Source organism: Salinibacillus xinjiangensis (genome assembly GCF_009649735.1).
Lineage (GTDB): Bacteria > Bacillota > Bacilli > Bacillales > Alkalibacillaceae > Salinibacillus > Salinibacillus xinjiangensis.
The window spans coordinates 483,415-497,327 of sequence record NZ_WJNH01000002.1 but is presented as its reverse complement, the minus strand read 5'-3'; the positions used below and the strand labels follow the sequence as shown (position 1 = coordinate 497,327).

General features: G+C 39.9%; 17 protein-coding genes. 15 read left to right on the top strand and 2 right to left on the bottom strand.

The features are described from left to right. The first annotated feature begins 101 nt into the window (after window positions 1–101). From glcD to GH754_RS05190, 15 genes are all read left to right on the top strand, one after another. Window positions 102–1,505, top strand: a complete 1,404-nt coding sequence (gene glcD / locus GH754_RS05260; RefSeq protein WP_153727660.1) for a glycolate oxidase subunit GlcD — start codon at window positions 102–104, stop codon at window positions 1,503–1,505. Further along, window positions 1,502–2,860 (top strand): (Fe-S)-binding protein, encoded by a 1,359-nt coding sequence (locus tag GH754_RS05255; RefSeq protein WP_153727659.1) that lies wholly within the window; start codon window positions 1,502–1,504, stop codon window positions 2,858–2,860. Before glcD ends, GH754_RS05255 begins: the two co-directional genes overlap by 4 nt. 574 nt (window positions 2,861–3,434) lie before the next feature. Further along, on the top strand, window positions 3,435–4,763 hold the full coding sequence (rpoN, locus tag GH754_RS05250; RefSeq protein WP_194841286.1) for an RNA polymerase factor sigma-54: 1,329 nt from the start codon (window positions 3,435–3,437) through the stop codon (window positions 4,761–4,763). A gap of 105 nt (window positions 4,764–4,868) precedes the next feature. Next, entirely contained in the window at window positions 4,869–5,210 is a 342-nt protein-coding gene (locus GH754_RS05245; protein WP_153727657.1) for a hypothetical protein, read from the top strand. Between the two features lie 18 nt (window positions 5,211–5,228). Then, window positions 5,229–5,489: a metal-sensitive transcriptional regulator gene (locus GH754_RS05240; protein ID WP_153727656.1), complete on the top strand. Its 261-nt coding sequence runs from the start codon at window positions 5,229–5,231 to the stop codon at window positions 5,487–5,489. 218 nt (window positions 5,490–5,707) lie between these two features. Further along, complete coding sequence (locus tag GH754_RS05235) at window positions 5,708–6,004, top strand: rhodanese-like domain-containing protein (RefSeq protein WP_153727655.1); 297 nt, start codon at window positions 5,708–5,710, stop codon at window positions 6,002–6,004. Window positions 6,005–6,018: 14 nt separating this feature from the next. Beyond that, window positions 6,019–6,591, top strand: a complete 573-nt coding sequence (locus GH754_RS05230; protein ID WP_153727654.1) for a sulfurtransferase TusA family protein — start codon at window positions 6,019–6,021, stop codon at window positions 6,589–6,591. 24 nt (window positions 6,592–6,615) lie between these two features. Further along, the gene (locus GH754_RS05225; RefSeq protein WP_153727653.1) at window positions 6,616–7,014 is read left to right on the top strand and encodes a DsrE/DsrF/DrsH-like family protein; all 399 of its coding nucleotides are present in this window, start codon (window positions 6,616–6,618) and stop codon (window positions 7,012–7,014) included. Between the two features lie 18 nt (window positions 7,015–7,032). Continuing rightward, complete coding sequence (locus GH754_RS05220; protein ID WP_153727652.1) at window positions 7,033–8,163, top strand: MBL fold metallo-hydrolase; 1,131 nt, start codon at window positions 7,033–7,035, stop codon at window positions 8,161–8,163. A 15-nt stretch (window positions 8,164–8,178) separates the two neighbouring features. Continuing rightward, window positions 8,179–8,406, top strand: coding sequence for a sulfurtransferase TusA family protein (locus GH754_RS05215; RefSeq protein WP_153727651.1), 228 nt, complete (start codon window positions 8,179–8,181; stop codon window positions 8,404–8,406). A 51-nt stretch (window positions 8,407–8,457) separates the two neighbouring features. Next, window positions 8,458–9,240 carry a sulfite exporter TauE/SafE family protein gene (locus GH754_RS05210; protein WP_153727650.1) on the top strand — a complete coding sequence of 261 codons (783 nt, stop codon included), beginning with the start codon at window positions 8,458–8,460 and terminating at the stop codon, window positions 9,238–9,240. A 32-nt stretch (window positions 9,241–9,272) separates the two neighbouring features. Beyond that, window positions 9,273–9,632, top strand: a complete 360-nt coding sequence (locus GH754_RS05205; RefSeq protein ID WP_153727649.1) for a rhodanese-like domain-containing protein — start codon at window positions 9,273–9,275, stop codon at window positions 9,630–9,632. Window positions 9,633–9,648: 16 nt separating this feature from the next. Beyond that, a complete protein-coding gene (locus GH754_RS05200) occupies window positions 9,649–9,948 on the top strand; it encodes a rhodanese-like domain-containing protein (RefSeq protein ID WP_153727648.1) in 300 nt (99 codons plus the stop codon). Between the two features lie 18 nt (window positions 9,949–9,966). Continuing rightward, the gene (locus GH754_RS05195; protein WP_153727647.1) at window positions 9,967–10,356 is read left to right on the top strand and encodes a DUF302 domain-containing protein; all 390 of its coding nucleotides are present in this window, start codon (window positions 9,967–9,969) and stop codon (window positions 10,354–10,356) included. A 111-nt stretch (window positions 10,357–10,467) separates the two neighbouring features. Further along, entirely contained in the window at window positions 10,468–12,261 is a 1,794-nt protein-coding gene (locus tag GH754_RS05190; protein ID WP_153727646.1) for a S9 family peptidase, read from the top strand. Window positions 12,262–12,314: 53 nt separating this feature from the next. On the opposite strand, the gene GH754_RS05185 is transcribed toward GH754_RS05190, so the two are convergent. Together GH754_RS05185 and GH754_RS05180 are read right to left on the bottom strand one after the other, a co-directional pair. Then, window positions 12,315–13,076: an ABC transporter permease gene (locus GH754_RS05185; protein ID WP_153727645.1), complete on the bottom strand. Its 762-nt coding sequence runs from the start codon at window positions 13,074–13,076 to the stop codon at window positions 12,315–12,317. Further along, window positions 13,073–13,804 (bottom strand): ABC transporter ATP-binding protein, encoded by a 732-nt coding sequence (locus GH754_RS05180; protein WP_153727644.1) that lies wholly within the window; start codon window positions 13,802–13,804, stop codon window positions 13,073–13,075. Before GH754_RS05180 ends, GH754_RS05185 begins: the two co-directional genes overlap by 4 nt. Between the last annotated feature and the right edge of the window lie 109 nt (window positions 13,805–13,913).

The window sequence follows — 13,913 nt, the reverse complement described above, 5'->3', positions numbered from 1 at the left end:
AGTTAAGGAAAAGACTCACCTGAATTTAAGATTTTCCTTTTGGTCAATTATACAAAAATGGGACACGGGACCTGTCCCTCTGTCCCAAGGGGAGAATGTGTATGCTTAAACAAGAAGTGAAGGATCGTTTTATATCGATTGTTGGGGAAGAGAATTTTGTGGATAATAACGCAAGTCTACTTGCTTATTCATATGATTCTGCAACACAATATCAGGCTATTCCAGATGGGGTTGTAGCTCCACGTAACAATCATGAAGTGGCTGAAATTGTAAGGGTTTGCAACGAGCATAAGGTGCCGATTGTTCCTCGTGGTTCAGGTACGAATTTATGTGCCGGGACAACGCCTGTTGAGGGTGGAATCGTTCTTATTTTTAAGCATATGAATCAAATTTTAGAAATTGATGAAGAAAACTTAACGATGACAGTACAACCAGGGGTATATACAAAGGATGTCAATGAGGCGGCAAAATCTGTTGGCTTATTTTACCCACCCGATCCCGGCTCCCAGCACATTTCGCAAATTGGCGGAAATATTAGTGAAAACTCTGGTGGTCTAAGAGGTCTGAAATATGGGGTGACTCGGGACTATGTCATCGGGCTAGAAATTGTTCTTCCAAACGGAGAAATTATTCGTACAGGTGGAAAGCTTGCCAAGGATGTGGCGGGATATGATTTAACGCGATTATATGTGGGCGCAGAAGGTACGCTTGGTATGATAACAGAGGCTACTTTGAAATTAATTCCGCAGCCTGAAACCAAGAAAACGATGCTCGCCTTGTATCATGATTTAGAAGCTGCGGCTGAAACGGTTTCCGCTATCATCGCTAACCGAATCATTCCGGTTACATTAGAATTTTTAGACCAATCCACCGTGAAGGTTGTAGAAGACTACGCCAAGGTTGGCCTCCCAACAGAAGCAAAAGCCATTCTTTTAATTGAACAGGATGGAGCACCAGAAGTCGTCGAACGTGATATTGAAAAAATAACGGCTTTATGTAGAGAAAACAAAGCCTTCGATGTTTCGGTTGCGCAGACTGCTGAAGAAGCAGAGCAATTAACTTCAGCCAGACGTACAGCTCTGTCAGCATTATCCAGATTAAAACCAACAACGATTTTAGAGGATGCAACTGTACCACGCTCGGAAATTGCTAACATGGTTAAAGCCATAAATGAAATCGCTGCCAAATACGACCTCAATATTTGTACATTTGGTCATGCAGGAGACGGAAACCTACATCCAACCTGCTTAACCGACGCTAGAAATAAGGAAGAAATTGAACTAGTTGAACAGGCCTTTGAAGAAATCTTTGCTAAAGCAGTTCAACTTGGTGGTACGATTACAGGTGAACATGGTGTCGGCATGATGAAGCTCCCATACTTGCATATGAAGGTAGGAGAAGCAGGTGTTGAAGCGATGCGGAATATTAAAATGGCCTTAGACCCGAACTACATTATGAATCCAGGTAAGGTATTTGCAAGGGAAAGAGTGGTGGTGAACAAATGATGGATACGAAAGAGAAAGAGCGTATTCAACAGGCTTTTCGGGAAAAAATTGATTACGATGAAATCATGAATTGCACGCGCTGTGGTTTTTGTCTACCATCCTGTCCGACCTATGTCGAAACAGGACATGATGAAGTCCATTCCCCAAGAGGCCGTATTGCGTTGATGAAAGGTGTTGTCGATGGCGACATTGAACCTAGTGAGGAAGTGAAGAGATCCATTGATTTATGTCTCGGCTGTCGTGCTTGTGAAACTGCCTGTCCGTCCGGCGTGAAGTTTGGTCGTTTATTGGAGCAGGCACGGGATGCCATCTATCAAAGTAACAATCAATCCCTACCAGTTAAATTACTTAGAGGGGTATTTTTTGAGAATCTATTTCCTTATCAAAATCGCATGATTGGTTTAACTGGATTACTAGGCGTTTACCAACGTTCGGGTATGCAGAAACTGGCACAAAAAACGGGTGTGATGAATCTATTTCCTGAAAGTATGCGAACGATGGAAAAGGTGCTACCACAAGTGCCGAAGCGAAAGGAAATGAAAAATCGTCCTCGTCACCTGCGTCCACTTTCAGAACAGAAGAAGAAGGTCGCCTTTTTCTCTGGCTGTCTAATGGATACGATATTTATGGGAACGAATGATGCCACGACAAAGCTCCTTCAATATGCTGGCTGTGAAATTGTTGTACCGGAAAAGCAAGCCTGTTGTGGAGCGCTGCATGGCCATAGTGGAGAAGTGAATCAAGCAAAAGAAATGGCTAAGCGTAATATCGAGGCCTTTGAAGAGGCTGAGGTTGATTACATCATTACAAATGCGGGTGGCTGTGGTGCCTTTCTCGTCGAATATGACCATCTACTAAAAGATGATCCTGAGTGGAAGGAACGTGCGGATACGTTTGCGAAGAAGATCAAGGATATTACGAGTGTGCTAGTCGAGCTTGAGTTCCATAAGCTACCATTGGAATTGCCTGTCCAGATTGTCACCTATCAGGACTCTTGTCACCTGAAAAACGGTCAAAAAACGTTTATGGAACCTAGAACTCTACTACAATCAATCGATAACGTTGATTATGTAGAGATGAAGGATGCCAGCCGTTGCTGCGGATCAGCTGGTATCTATAACATCGTTCAGTCCGAAATGTCCATGCAAATTTTAGATTATAAAATGGAGCAGGCCCAGAAAACAAAAGCGAAAACGATTGTCACAGCAAATCCAGGCTGCTTACTGCAGATGAAGCTCGGCATCGAACGCGAGGGTTTATCTGATCAAATGGATGCCGTTCATATCGTGGACTATCTGCTCGAGGCTTATGAGAAAGCGAATGGAATTGTAGCGAGTGAGCCTGTTCATGCTTAAGGCTATGGGGTTAGTTCTCTTTTTGTGAAGAGAGCTAATCCTTTTTTGATGGCGAGTGGAGGGGGGAGGAAAAGACTTTGAGTAGACGTGAATATAGGCCAAATAGACCTGATTATGGAGTGAGCCGACTGGAATAAGTGACAGAGACGTGAATATGTAGTGGAGCGACTGGATTAGCATTCAGCTAGATTTGATAGAATACTAGGGTAACAGGATTACTCGTAAGATAGACTTGTAAATAAACATAACTGACGTGTCATATTCCTCCCCAAAAATATAGACGGAATTCCTCAACCTTTAGACTTGAATTTTTCTAAATACCGACTAAATTCAACAACTAACTGACTAGATTACTACTATTAAAGACTTGTTACCATCAAGAGACATTTGACCCAAGCCTCCATCCATGGGAGAAAAATCATAAAAATAACCAAACCGTCGAAAAACATATCCGATTAGAATCCTTTTCTTTGATAAACTCAAGTTGCTAATTATGCATGAATATAGTAAGCTAAACATAATATTTAAAAATTCTGCTTTTTGTAAGCGCATACACACAAGGGAGGGATATTGTTTGGAGCTTGGATTGTTTCAGAAACAAAAGATGAAACTCGTGATGACCACAGAGCTACGACAAGCCATTTCTTTATTGCAATATTCTTCGACTGAACTTTCCCAATTTCTTCAGGAACAAGCGGCTGAAAATCCCTTAATTGAATTAGAAGAGCGTGAACAACCCATTCGCTTAGAAGAAAGTTATAGCTCGATTCGTAATAAATCCTCATATTCCAGAGCAAATGATGATTCGGTTAGTCCGTTAGATTTTATCTCCAATGAAGAGGGGGGACTGGTTGATTATTTAACCGAGCAGCTCCAATGGCTTAACGTAAATGATCGTCGGAAAGCCATATTAAACTATTTAATTCTCAATCTAGATGATAAGGGTTATTTACCACTATCCAATTCCCAAATTGCAGAGCAACTTGATATTTCAAATGAAGAAGTGGAGGAGGCTATTGGCTTATTACAGCAGTTAGATCCCCTAGGGGTAGGGGCGAGAAATCTCAAAGAGTGCTTGATGATTCAGGCGAAGGAGTATTATCCGGATGAGCCAAAGCTTCAGGAAATCCTTGAACATTACTTAGGTATGCTTGCTGATCATAAGTGGAATAAGATTACTACCATTTTAGATATCTCTTTAGGGGAAGTAAAAAGACTGGCTGAGTGTATCCAAACGCTTAATCCTAAGCCGTGTGCAGAATTCACCAGACATTCGGTTAACTATTTATATCCAGATGTAATCATAGAAAAAAAGGATGGGGACTATGGGATCTCCATGAATAATCGTTACTTACCCGTTGTCCATGTTAACCAGCAGTATATGAATCTACTTCACGAAAAAAGAGAGTGTTCTCAATATATTAAGGATCATTATCAAAAGTATGTGTGGTTAGTAAGAAGTATTGAAAAACGTCAATCCACCATTTTGAAAATAACGAATTATATAATTAAGAGGCAAAGAGGCTTTTTGGAAAATGGTTTTTCTGGCCTACGGGCAATGACGCTCAAAGAAGTAGCAGATGAAATTGATATGCACGAATCAACCGTAAGCAGAGCTGTCGGAAATAAAGTAATTCAGACTCCATTAGGCTGTTTTGAAATGAGGCGCTTGTTTACTTCAAAGCTCGGTAATAACGATGGGGGGCATACTTCATCGGCAAAGGTGAAATATCTTCTCAAGCAGTTGATTGATGAGGAAAATAAAGAGAAGCCTTACTCCGATCAAAAACTTGCAGATTATTTACAGAAACAACATGGGATCACCATATCAAGACGAACCGTTGCGAAATACAGGGAGGAGTTAAACATCTTACCCTCCTCAAAACGCAAATTAATTGTTTGAAGATTGTTTCTCACTTGCTTAAAATTAAGCAAGTGTTTTTTTAGGTTGACAATATACCTATAGGGGTATAAAATGACATTATCCCTTTTGAAAGAGGAGATCATCATGAGCACACTACTTTCCATCATTTTGGCCATATTAATGGTTTTATTTATGTATAAAAGGTACATGCCTGTTTTAGGTATTGGCAAGATAGATGAAAATTATGTATCATATTCTAAAGAGGATGTAGCAATTGTCGATATTCGTAGCTTTCACAAATCTGCACAGCAAATGGTAGAAAACATCCATTGCATTCCTCTACCCTATTTAAGTAGATATGTGTACGAAATCCCCAAAAAAGATGTGATTATTATCGCATCTGACCATGTTGAAATGAATTTAAGTGCACGCATTTTACGCCGGAAAGGCCTGTGTGTAATTGGTTATTGCCTCGACAAAGAATAAGAATGAGGAGGGTCATCAATGAAATATGATGCACAAGTCAAAAATAGAATGAAACGAATTGAAGGTCAAGTTAGAGGTCTTCTTAAAATGATGGAAGACGATAAAGAATGTCGTGATGTCGTTACCCAAATGTCTGCGGTTAGAAGTGCCCTTGATCGCACGGCTGCGTTAATTGTGAGTAAAAATTTAGAACAGTGTATTCGTGAGGAAAAGCAAAGTGGTGAAAAATCCGAGGACTTGATTAAAGAAGCAGTGGACTTGCTCGTTCGTAGCCGATAATTTTTAGAGGGTGACAAAACCATCATGATTTGTATAACCTAATGTATAGGGTTAAATGTAACAGATTAACCCTATTATTTATCGCAAAAATGATACCCCTACCCCTAAAGGTGTGAGGTGGTTGAATAAAAATTTTGTAAGTGATATATTTTTTTAGATTGTTTAATACCCCTGCAGGTATAAAGCATTAAAATATTTTAAACTTGGAAGCGATTTTGATGAAGGAAATTACACCAGAAGAATTAGCGAAAAAACTAAAAGCTGGCGAAAACATTAGCATTATTGATGTACGTGAGGATGAGGAGGTTGCCCAAGGTAAAATTCCTGGAGCGCGCCACATCGCATTAGGTACTATCCCAGATCGGCTTGACGAAATTGATAAGGATCAACCACACTATATGGTTTGTCGTTCAGGTGGCCGTAGTGGAAAGGCTTGTCAATTCTTAAAGGCACAAGGCTATGACGTCATTAATATGACAGGTGGCATGCTTGCTTGGAAAGACGAAGTGGAATAATAGGAGGTCATAAAATGATTATTCAAGCAAATGAAGTATTAGATGCTAAAGGGCTTGCTTGTCCGATGCCCATTGTAAGAACAAAAAAAGCAATAACAAACCTTGAACCAGGTCAAGTGATTAGGGTAGAAGCAACAGATAAAGGTTCTACGGCTGATATTAAAGCTTGGGCTGATAGTACGGGACATCAATATCTTGGTACAAAAGAAGATGGAGAGGTATTACATCACTATATCCGTAAGGCGAGTGATGATGAAGCGAAAGAAGAAACAAAACACGAAGACATCGTTGATTTAGAAGACCTTCGCAGTCGGATTGAAGGCGATGAGAAGATTTTCATACTTGATGTAAGAGAGCCTGCAGAATATGCGTTTGGGCATATTCCTGGTGCTAAAAATATTCCACTTGGTGAGCTTGATGACCGAATGGAAGAAATTGAACAAGACGAGGAACTACATGTTATTTGTCGTACTGGAATTCGGAGTGATTTAGCAGCTCAAAAGCTAACAGAAAAAGGATATAAAAACGTAAAGAATGTAGTGCCTGGCATGACTATGTGGGAAGGTCCTACAGAAAAACAATCTTAAAAAATAATTAGGAGGAATTTTATTATGGCTAATACAAAAGTAGCGATTATTGCAGCAAACGGAGGACTATTTGACGCATATAAGGTATTCAACATTGCATCAGCGGCAGCAGCATCAGATGCAGAGGTAGGCATTTTCTTCACATTTGAAGGCTTAAATCTAATTCATAAAGAAGGACACAAAAGTCTTCCACTACCAGAAGGAAAGGAACATTTCCAAGAGGGCTTTAAACAAGCAAATGTACCTTCTATTGAAGAGCTTGTAAGTCTTGCTCAAGAAATGAACGTGAAGTTAATTGCATGTCAAATGACAATGGATGTCATGAACTTAGAAAAGGATGCTTTTGTTGAAGGAATTGAAGTTGGCGGAGCTGCTACATTTATTGAATTCGCGAAAGACGCAAACATGACCTTAACATTTTAATAAAGGAGAGGAGAGCTTATGTCAAAATCGATAACAACGAAGGAACTTGCACAAAAAGTTATTAATCATGAAGAAACACTCATCCTGGACGTTCGTAACACAGATGAATTTGATAATTGGAAAATTGAAGGTGGAAAAGTTGAAGTCATTAACGAACCCTACTTTAATCTACTAGATGGTGTTGGTCCTGTAGCGGAAAAACTGAATAATGATCAAGAGATTATCGTTGTTTGTGCCAAAGGCGGATCATCTGAAATGGTTGCAGACCTTATGGTTGAGGCAGGATTCACCAATGTTTACAACCTTGAAGGTGGAATGAAGGCTTGGAGTGAACATCTAGAGCCAGTAAAAGTTGGCGATTTAAATGGTGGTGGAGCCCTTTATCAATTTGTTCGCCTAGGTAAGGGCTGTCTATCCTACTTCATCGAATCGAACGGTGAAGCAGCCATTATAGATACAGCTCGTATGCTAGAGCCATATGAACAATTTGCTAAGGCAAAGGGTGTAGAGATTAAACATCTAATTGATACCCATTTACATGCGGATCATATTTCAGGTGGACGTCACCTAGCTGAAAAAGTAGGAGGAACGTATCATCTACCCCCTAAGGACGCAACAGAAGTAACCTTTGAGTATACCCCACTTGAAGAGGGGAATGACATAACAGTCGGAAACACAACTGTTAAAGTAAAACCGATATACTCCCCTGGGCATACCATTGGCAGTACGTCATTTATCATTGACGATCAATATTTATTAACTGGAGATATTCTATTTGTGAAATCCATTGGTCGACCTGACCTTGCTGGATTGGCAGAGGATTGGGTAGGTGACCTTCGTAATACGCTCTATAGACGATACAAAGAGCTATCAGAGGACTTAATTGTACTCCCAGCTCACTATTCCTTTGCAGAGGAACTAGGTAAGGGCGGAGAAGTATCAGCTCGCTTAGGTGACCTTTATCAAAATAACTCAGGTCTCCAAGTGGAGGATGAAAATGTATTCCGCAAAATGGTGACAGAAAATCTTCCACCGCAGCCAAATGATTATCAAGACATTCGTCAAACAAACATGGGGAAAATGGATCCAGAATTAGAAAGACAAAAAGAAATGGAAACAGGCCCTAACCGTTGTGCGGTAGAGGGGTAAAAGGAGGAGAATATAATGGATTCAGCAAAAGTGTTAGATGCCAAAGGATTGGCGTGTCCAATGCCAATTGTGAAAACGAAAAAAGCAATGGAAGACATCAACTCAGGTGAAATTTTAGAGGTTCATGCAACCGACAAAGGAGCCAAAAGTGACTTAACAGCTTGGGCAAAATCAGGCGGACATGAAATTGTACAAAACACAGAAGAAGACAATGTACTAAAGTTCTGGATTAAAAAAGCTTAATGGAGGTCCCTTTTTAGGGACCCCCTTTACAATAAAAAGGGGGAACGCAACATGGATTACAGCATGATCTTTATGATTACCATCTTTCTTATTGGCTTTGTCGGTTCATTTGTATCAGGCATGGTTGGAATTGGTGGCTCTATCATAAAATATCCAATGCTATTATATATACCTACCTTACTAGGATTTGACAGTTTTTCAGCCCATGAAGTATCTGGTATCAGTGCCATTCAAGTTCTGTTTGCTACTGTTGGTGGTGTATGGGCTTATCGTAAGGGTGGATATTTAAATAAAACCTTAATCATCTACATGGGGATTAGTATCTTGATCGGAAGCTTTATTGGTGGATATGGTTCTCGTTTTATGACTGATGATGAAATTAATTTTGTTTATGGGATATTAGCAACGATTGCAGCTATTATGATGTTTATTCCGAAAAATGGTTTGGATGATATCCCATTAGATCAGGTTACGTTTAACAAATGGCTAGCAGCCTTTTTCGCGTTAATCGTTGGGGTTGGAGCTGGTATTGTAGGTGCTGCAGGTGCATTTATTTTAGTGCCAATTATGCTTGTCGTATTAAAAATTCCTACTCGCATGACAATTGCAACATCATTAGCTATCACTTTTATTTCATCCATTGGTTCCACGGCTGGTAAAATATTGACTGGCCAGATTTTATTTGTCCCAGCAGCAGTTATGATTATTGCAAGTCTCATTGCATCTCCACTTGGTGCAAAGGTTGGACAAAAAGTAAATACAAAAATCTTACAAGGGATTCTCGATGTTCTTATTTTAGGTACAGCCATTAAAATTTGGCTAGACTTTCTATAAAATATTTAATTCATAAAAAGGGAGAAGAAAACATGGATATCGTACAGTGGATTATTATTGCCATCGCAGCTTATTTTGTTGTTAGTCGCTTTATTCCTGTTAAAGGAATTGAGAATATCACCACAGAGCAAGCAAAAGCTAAATTTAAAGTTAAAAAGGTTCAATTTGTAGATGTACGTACACCTGGTGAATATAAGGCCAATCACCGTAAACCGTTTAAAAATATACCTCTCAACCAATTAGCTCAAAAATCCACAGAACTAGATAGGGACAAAGAAGTTGTGGTCATTTGTCAAAGTGGTATGAGGAGTATGAAGGCAGCTAAGACTTTGAAAAAGCAAGGCTTTAAACAAATATCCAATGTCAAAGGCGGCATGAGTGCTTGGATATAAGAAGGAGAGTCAAAGCATGGCAAAAGAGGTGACACCAAAAGAGGTTGCGGGGCGACTCCAAAACGGTGAAGAAGTTTATGTGATTGATGTACGTGAAAATAGTGAGGTAGCAGAAGGTAAAATACCTGGAGCCAAACATATCCCACTTGGTCAGTTAGCGATTCGAAAAGAAGAATTGGACCCTGATAAGTCCTATGTGGTGGTATGTCGGTCAGGCAATCGTAGCAAAGCAGCCTGCGGGATTCTTGGAGCTTTAGGCTACCAAGTAGAAGATATGCTTGGTGGGATGCAACAATGGGAAGGCGAATTGGAATAAACAAAGGAGATGATGTTCATGTTTCATTATACAGTTGAAACCAACCAAACGTTAGAGGAAGCGGTTCAATCACTCGAAGCAAGCTTAAAGGAAGAAAAGTTTGGAGTGCTTTGGAAGTTTAATATTAAAGAAACCCTACAAAACAAAGGCTTTGAGTTTGATCAACCATACCTCGTCCTTGAAGTGTGTAACCCTAAGGAAGCACAACGGGTTTTAACAGAAGATCAACTTGTAGGTTATTTCTTACCATGTAAGATTGTCGTTTATGAAGACCGTGAGACAAAGAATACGAAAATCGGCCTGCCAAAACCAACGGCTCTAATCGAAATGGTGAACGATGAATCCCTAAAGGAATTTGCAGCAGATATAGAAAAACGCTTAATCGCTTGTATTGATAAAAGTATTTAAGCTAAAAACTGTCTCATACGTGAGGCAGTTTTTTATTTTGCAGGAAATTGCCAATACTTATCGAATTATTTAAAATAGTATTCAGATTAAAATGAACAGGGGGAATTTTATTTGATTAGCTTTCCAAAGCCAACCGTTGAGCAGTTTTTCCGTACATATGTGATTTCAAATTTTACAGTTAGCCCAGATGAAAAGAAGCTTCTTTTCAGCACCAATTTAAATGGGAAAATGAATGTATGGGCAATGGATTTACCGGATACGTTTCCTTACTTATTTGCCCATAAGGATGAATCCATTAGTTTTATTAAGTTTGATCCCGAGAGCCGCTATGTGCTTGCTGGATATGACAACGACGGGGACGAAAACCACCAAATTTACGCTATCCCAAGTGAAGGTGGACTGCCTCAGCTACTGATTACCGGGGACCCGAGCGAAAAATACTTCTATTCACACTTAAGTAAAGACGGAAAACGTGTTTATTATAATACATCTGAAGGCAATCCAAGTTTTTTGAATGCCCGGGTGCGCAATTTGGAAGATCAGACAGATAAACTCCTAAACGAAGGTCAAAAGTCTCCAACAGAGCTAACAGCTGTGTCAGATGATGAGAAAGCATTTGTTTACTTACGCGCCTATGCGAATACATATGTGATTGGATTTGTAAAAGCAGGAGATGAGGAGTATAGCTTAACACCTGATCCTGAAAAAGTTCACGTCACCTTTGATCCTGTATTTGTGGATGAGCAAACAATCTATTTTGTGACAGATTATGAAAGTGAATATAGCTATGTGGCGAAATTTAATCTCGAAACAAAGGAATTCACAAAGGTGCTTTCTATCGAACATGAAAGCGTGGATACGATTAAATGGGATAAAGCCAACCAAGTTTTATATCTTGTTACAGAAAGTGGAGTCCAGGATAATTTATATCGCTATAGCCTAGAACCCGAGAAACTAGACATGGTGGAGACCCCAGTGGACTCAATCGGTCAAATCCAAATTACCAAATCAGGACAAGTCTTTCTGTTGGGAGTAAGCGCTACGATTCCACATAACATTTTTCAGCTAACAAATGAGTCAGAATGGAAACAGCTAACCAATAACAGTGTGTTGGGCGTCAATCAAGAGCAAATGGTTGACCCGGAAGTGGTGTCATATTCATCATTTGATGGGGTGGAAATAGAAGCCTTGCTGTTTAAAGCAAACCCAGAGTATGATAATGGACATATGATTTTCTGGCCACACGGCGGACCACAGGCCTCAGAGCGTAAGTTTTTCCGTGCGATGTTCCAATGCTTTTTAAATCGTGGGTACTCCATTTTCGCTCCGAACTTCCGTGGTTCAACGGGATATGGTTCTTCCTTCGTGAAAATGGTTGAACAGGATTGGGGAGAAGGACCACGCCTTGACTGTGTAGCTGGTATTGAGTGGTTATTTGATAATGGCATTACGGATCGCGAAAAGCTCTTCCTAATAGGAGGAAGCTATGGAGGGTACATGGCACTGCTATTACATGGCCGTCACCCAGAATATTTCAAAGCTGTAGTCGACATCTTCGGACCATCTGACTTGTTTACCTTTGTCAATTCTGTTCCACCTCATTGGAAGCCGATTATGGACCGCTGGCTTGGAGACCCAGAACAGGACAAAGAACGTTTCGTTAAAGATTCACCGGTTACCTATTTAGACGGAATGGAAAAGCCTATGCTGGTTATTCAGGGAGCCAAGGACCCTCGTGTAGTAAAAGAGGAGTCTGACCAAATTGTGGCTAAGCTTAAAGAAAAAGGTCGTGAAGTGGAATATCTTTTATTAGAGGATGAGGGTCATGGATTCTCGAAAAAAGAGAACGAGATAAAGGTCTATCAGCGTATGCTTGAGTTTTTAGAAAAACATCAAGTACATTAAAGCTAATGAAAAGTGATAAGTCATGACTAAGACTTATCACTTTTTTTTCATATCTATTTTTCTAAATGACCTTCTAAAAACTGCATTCGGTCATTAAATAGAGTTGGATAGGATAGGTAGCCCAGCATAATACTTGTGACAACCGCTGTGGTTAGTAATAAAAATAGAATCAATAGCTGGAACAAAACGGCTTGAACAGGGTCAGCACCAGCAATGATTTGTCCACTCATCATTCCGGGAAGTTGAACAAGTCCGATGGTTTTTTGACTTTCAATCGTCGGAATAGTACTCGCCTTAATCGATGTTTTTAACTGCTTATGAATGGCTTGTTTTGGAGTTCCACCAAGTGACAAAATGAGCTCGGTTTCATCCTGTCGGTTCCTCATTTCAGCTGTGAAACGATTAAGGAAAAGAATAGAGAGTACCATCGAATTGCCGATGACCATACCACTTATAGGAATAATATATTGAGCAGTTGGTGGCGTAATCCCTAGGCCAAGCAAAATTCCCTGTGTTAAGACTTCAATAAACACAAAGGTAGCAATTAATTTCCATATAATCCCTCGAATGGATGCCCCTTTCCGCTGAGCATTATGTGTAGCAGCTCCAATCATTAGGGCAATCATCAATAAAATATAAATAATATGTTCAGCATCAAATACAAATTGTAGTACGTATCCTACAGCTAGCAGTTGTATAATCGAACGAATAGCCGCAATCATCGTATCCTTTTCCAGACCTAAACGAAATGTTCTTGATAATATGAGTGGAATGACAACAAATATTAAGGTGATTGCTAGTGTGAAATAGCTCATTCAAATTCACCCTTTACAAATTTTCTCACACGTTCATTTTTCGGGTTCTCCAACAAGTCGCTCGTTCCCGTTTCAACAACTTCCCCTTCCATCATCACCCACGTATAATCCCCTATTGTCAGGGCCTGTTCGAGGTTATGGGTTATCCAAATCATCGTCGTTTCATATTTTCGGTTTATTCGTTTAATGAGATCCTCTACCTCCTGTTGAGAAACCCGGTCCAAAGAGGAAGTGATTTCATCAAGTAACAGAACCTGTGGTTGATTGACAAGGGTGCGAGCAATCGATAGCTTTTGCTTTTGCCCTCCGGAAAGATCCTTGGCATCTCGGTCTAAAAATTCTTCACCAAGCCCTACGAGGTGTAGTAATTCATTCGCTCTTTTCTTTTCAAGCGTTTTTCCTTGTAACTCGAGAGGCAATTCGAGATTTTTTTGAACGGTACCATCAATCATCGTCGCGGTTTGTAGAGCAATCCCAACCGTACGACGTAGTTCTACGGGTTCATAGTCTTGAATTCGTTTTCCATGAATAAAAATTTCTCCTGAGTCGGGGGACCTTAGGCCATTACATAATTTAAATAGAGTAGATTTTCCAGCTCCTGATGGCCCGACTAATGTTGTGATTTTACCTTCAGGGAAAGACCCCGTGATGTTTTTTAAAATATGTAAACCATCATCGGAAAAATGTACATCTCGAAAATGAACCGCTGTATGATCAAGGCTTTGCATATTTTCACATCCTTACATGTATACATTCGGTTTATCATTATACTGTGAAAGTACCGAATAGTTAATACCATACTATATTTCACACAAAAAAACTGCCATCATGCTTGAA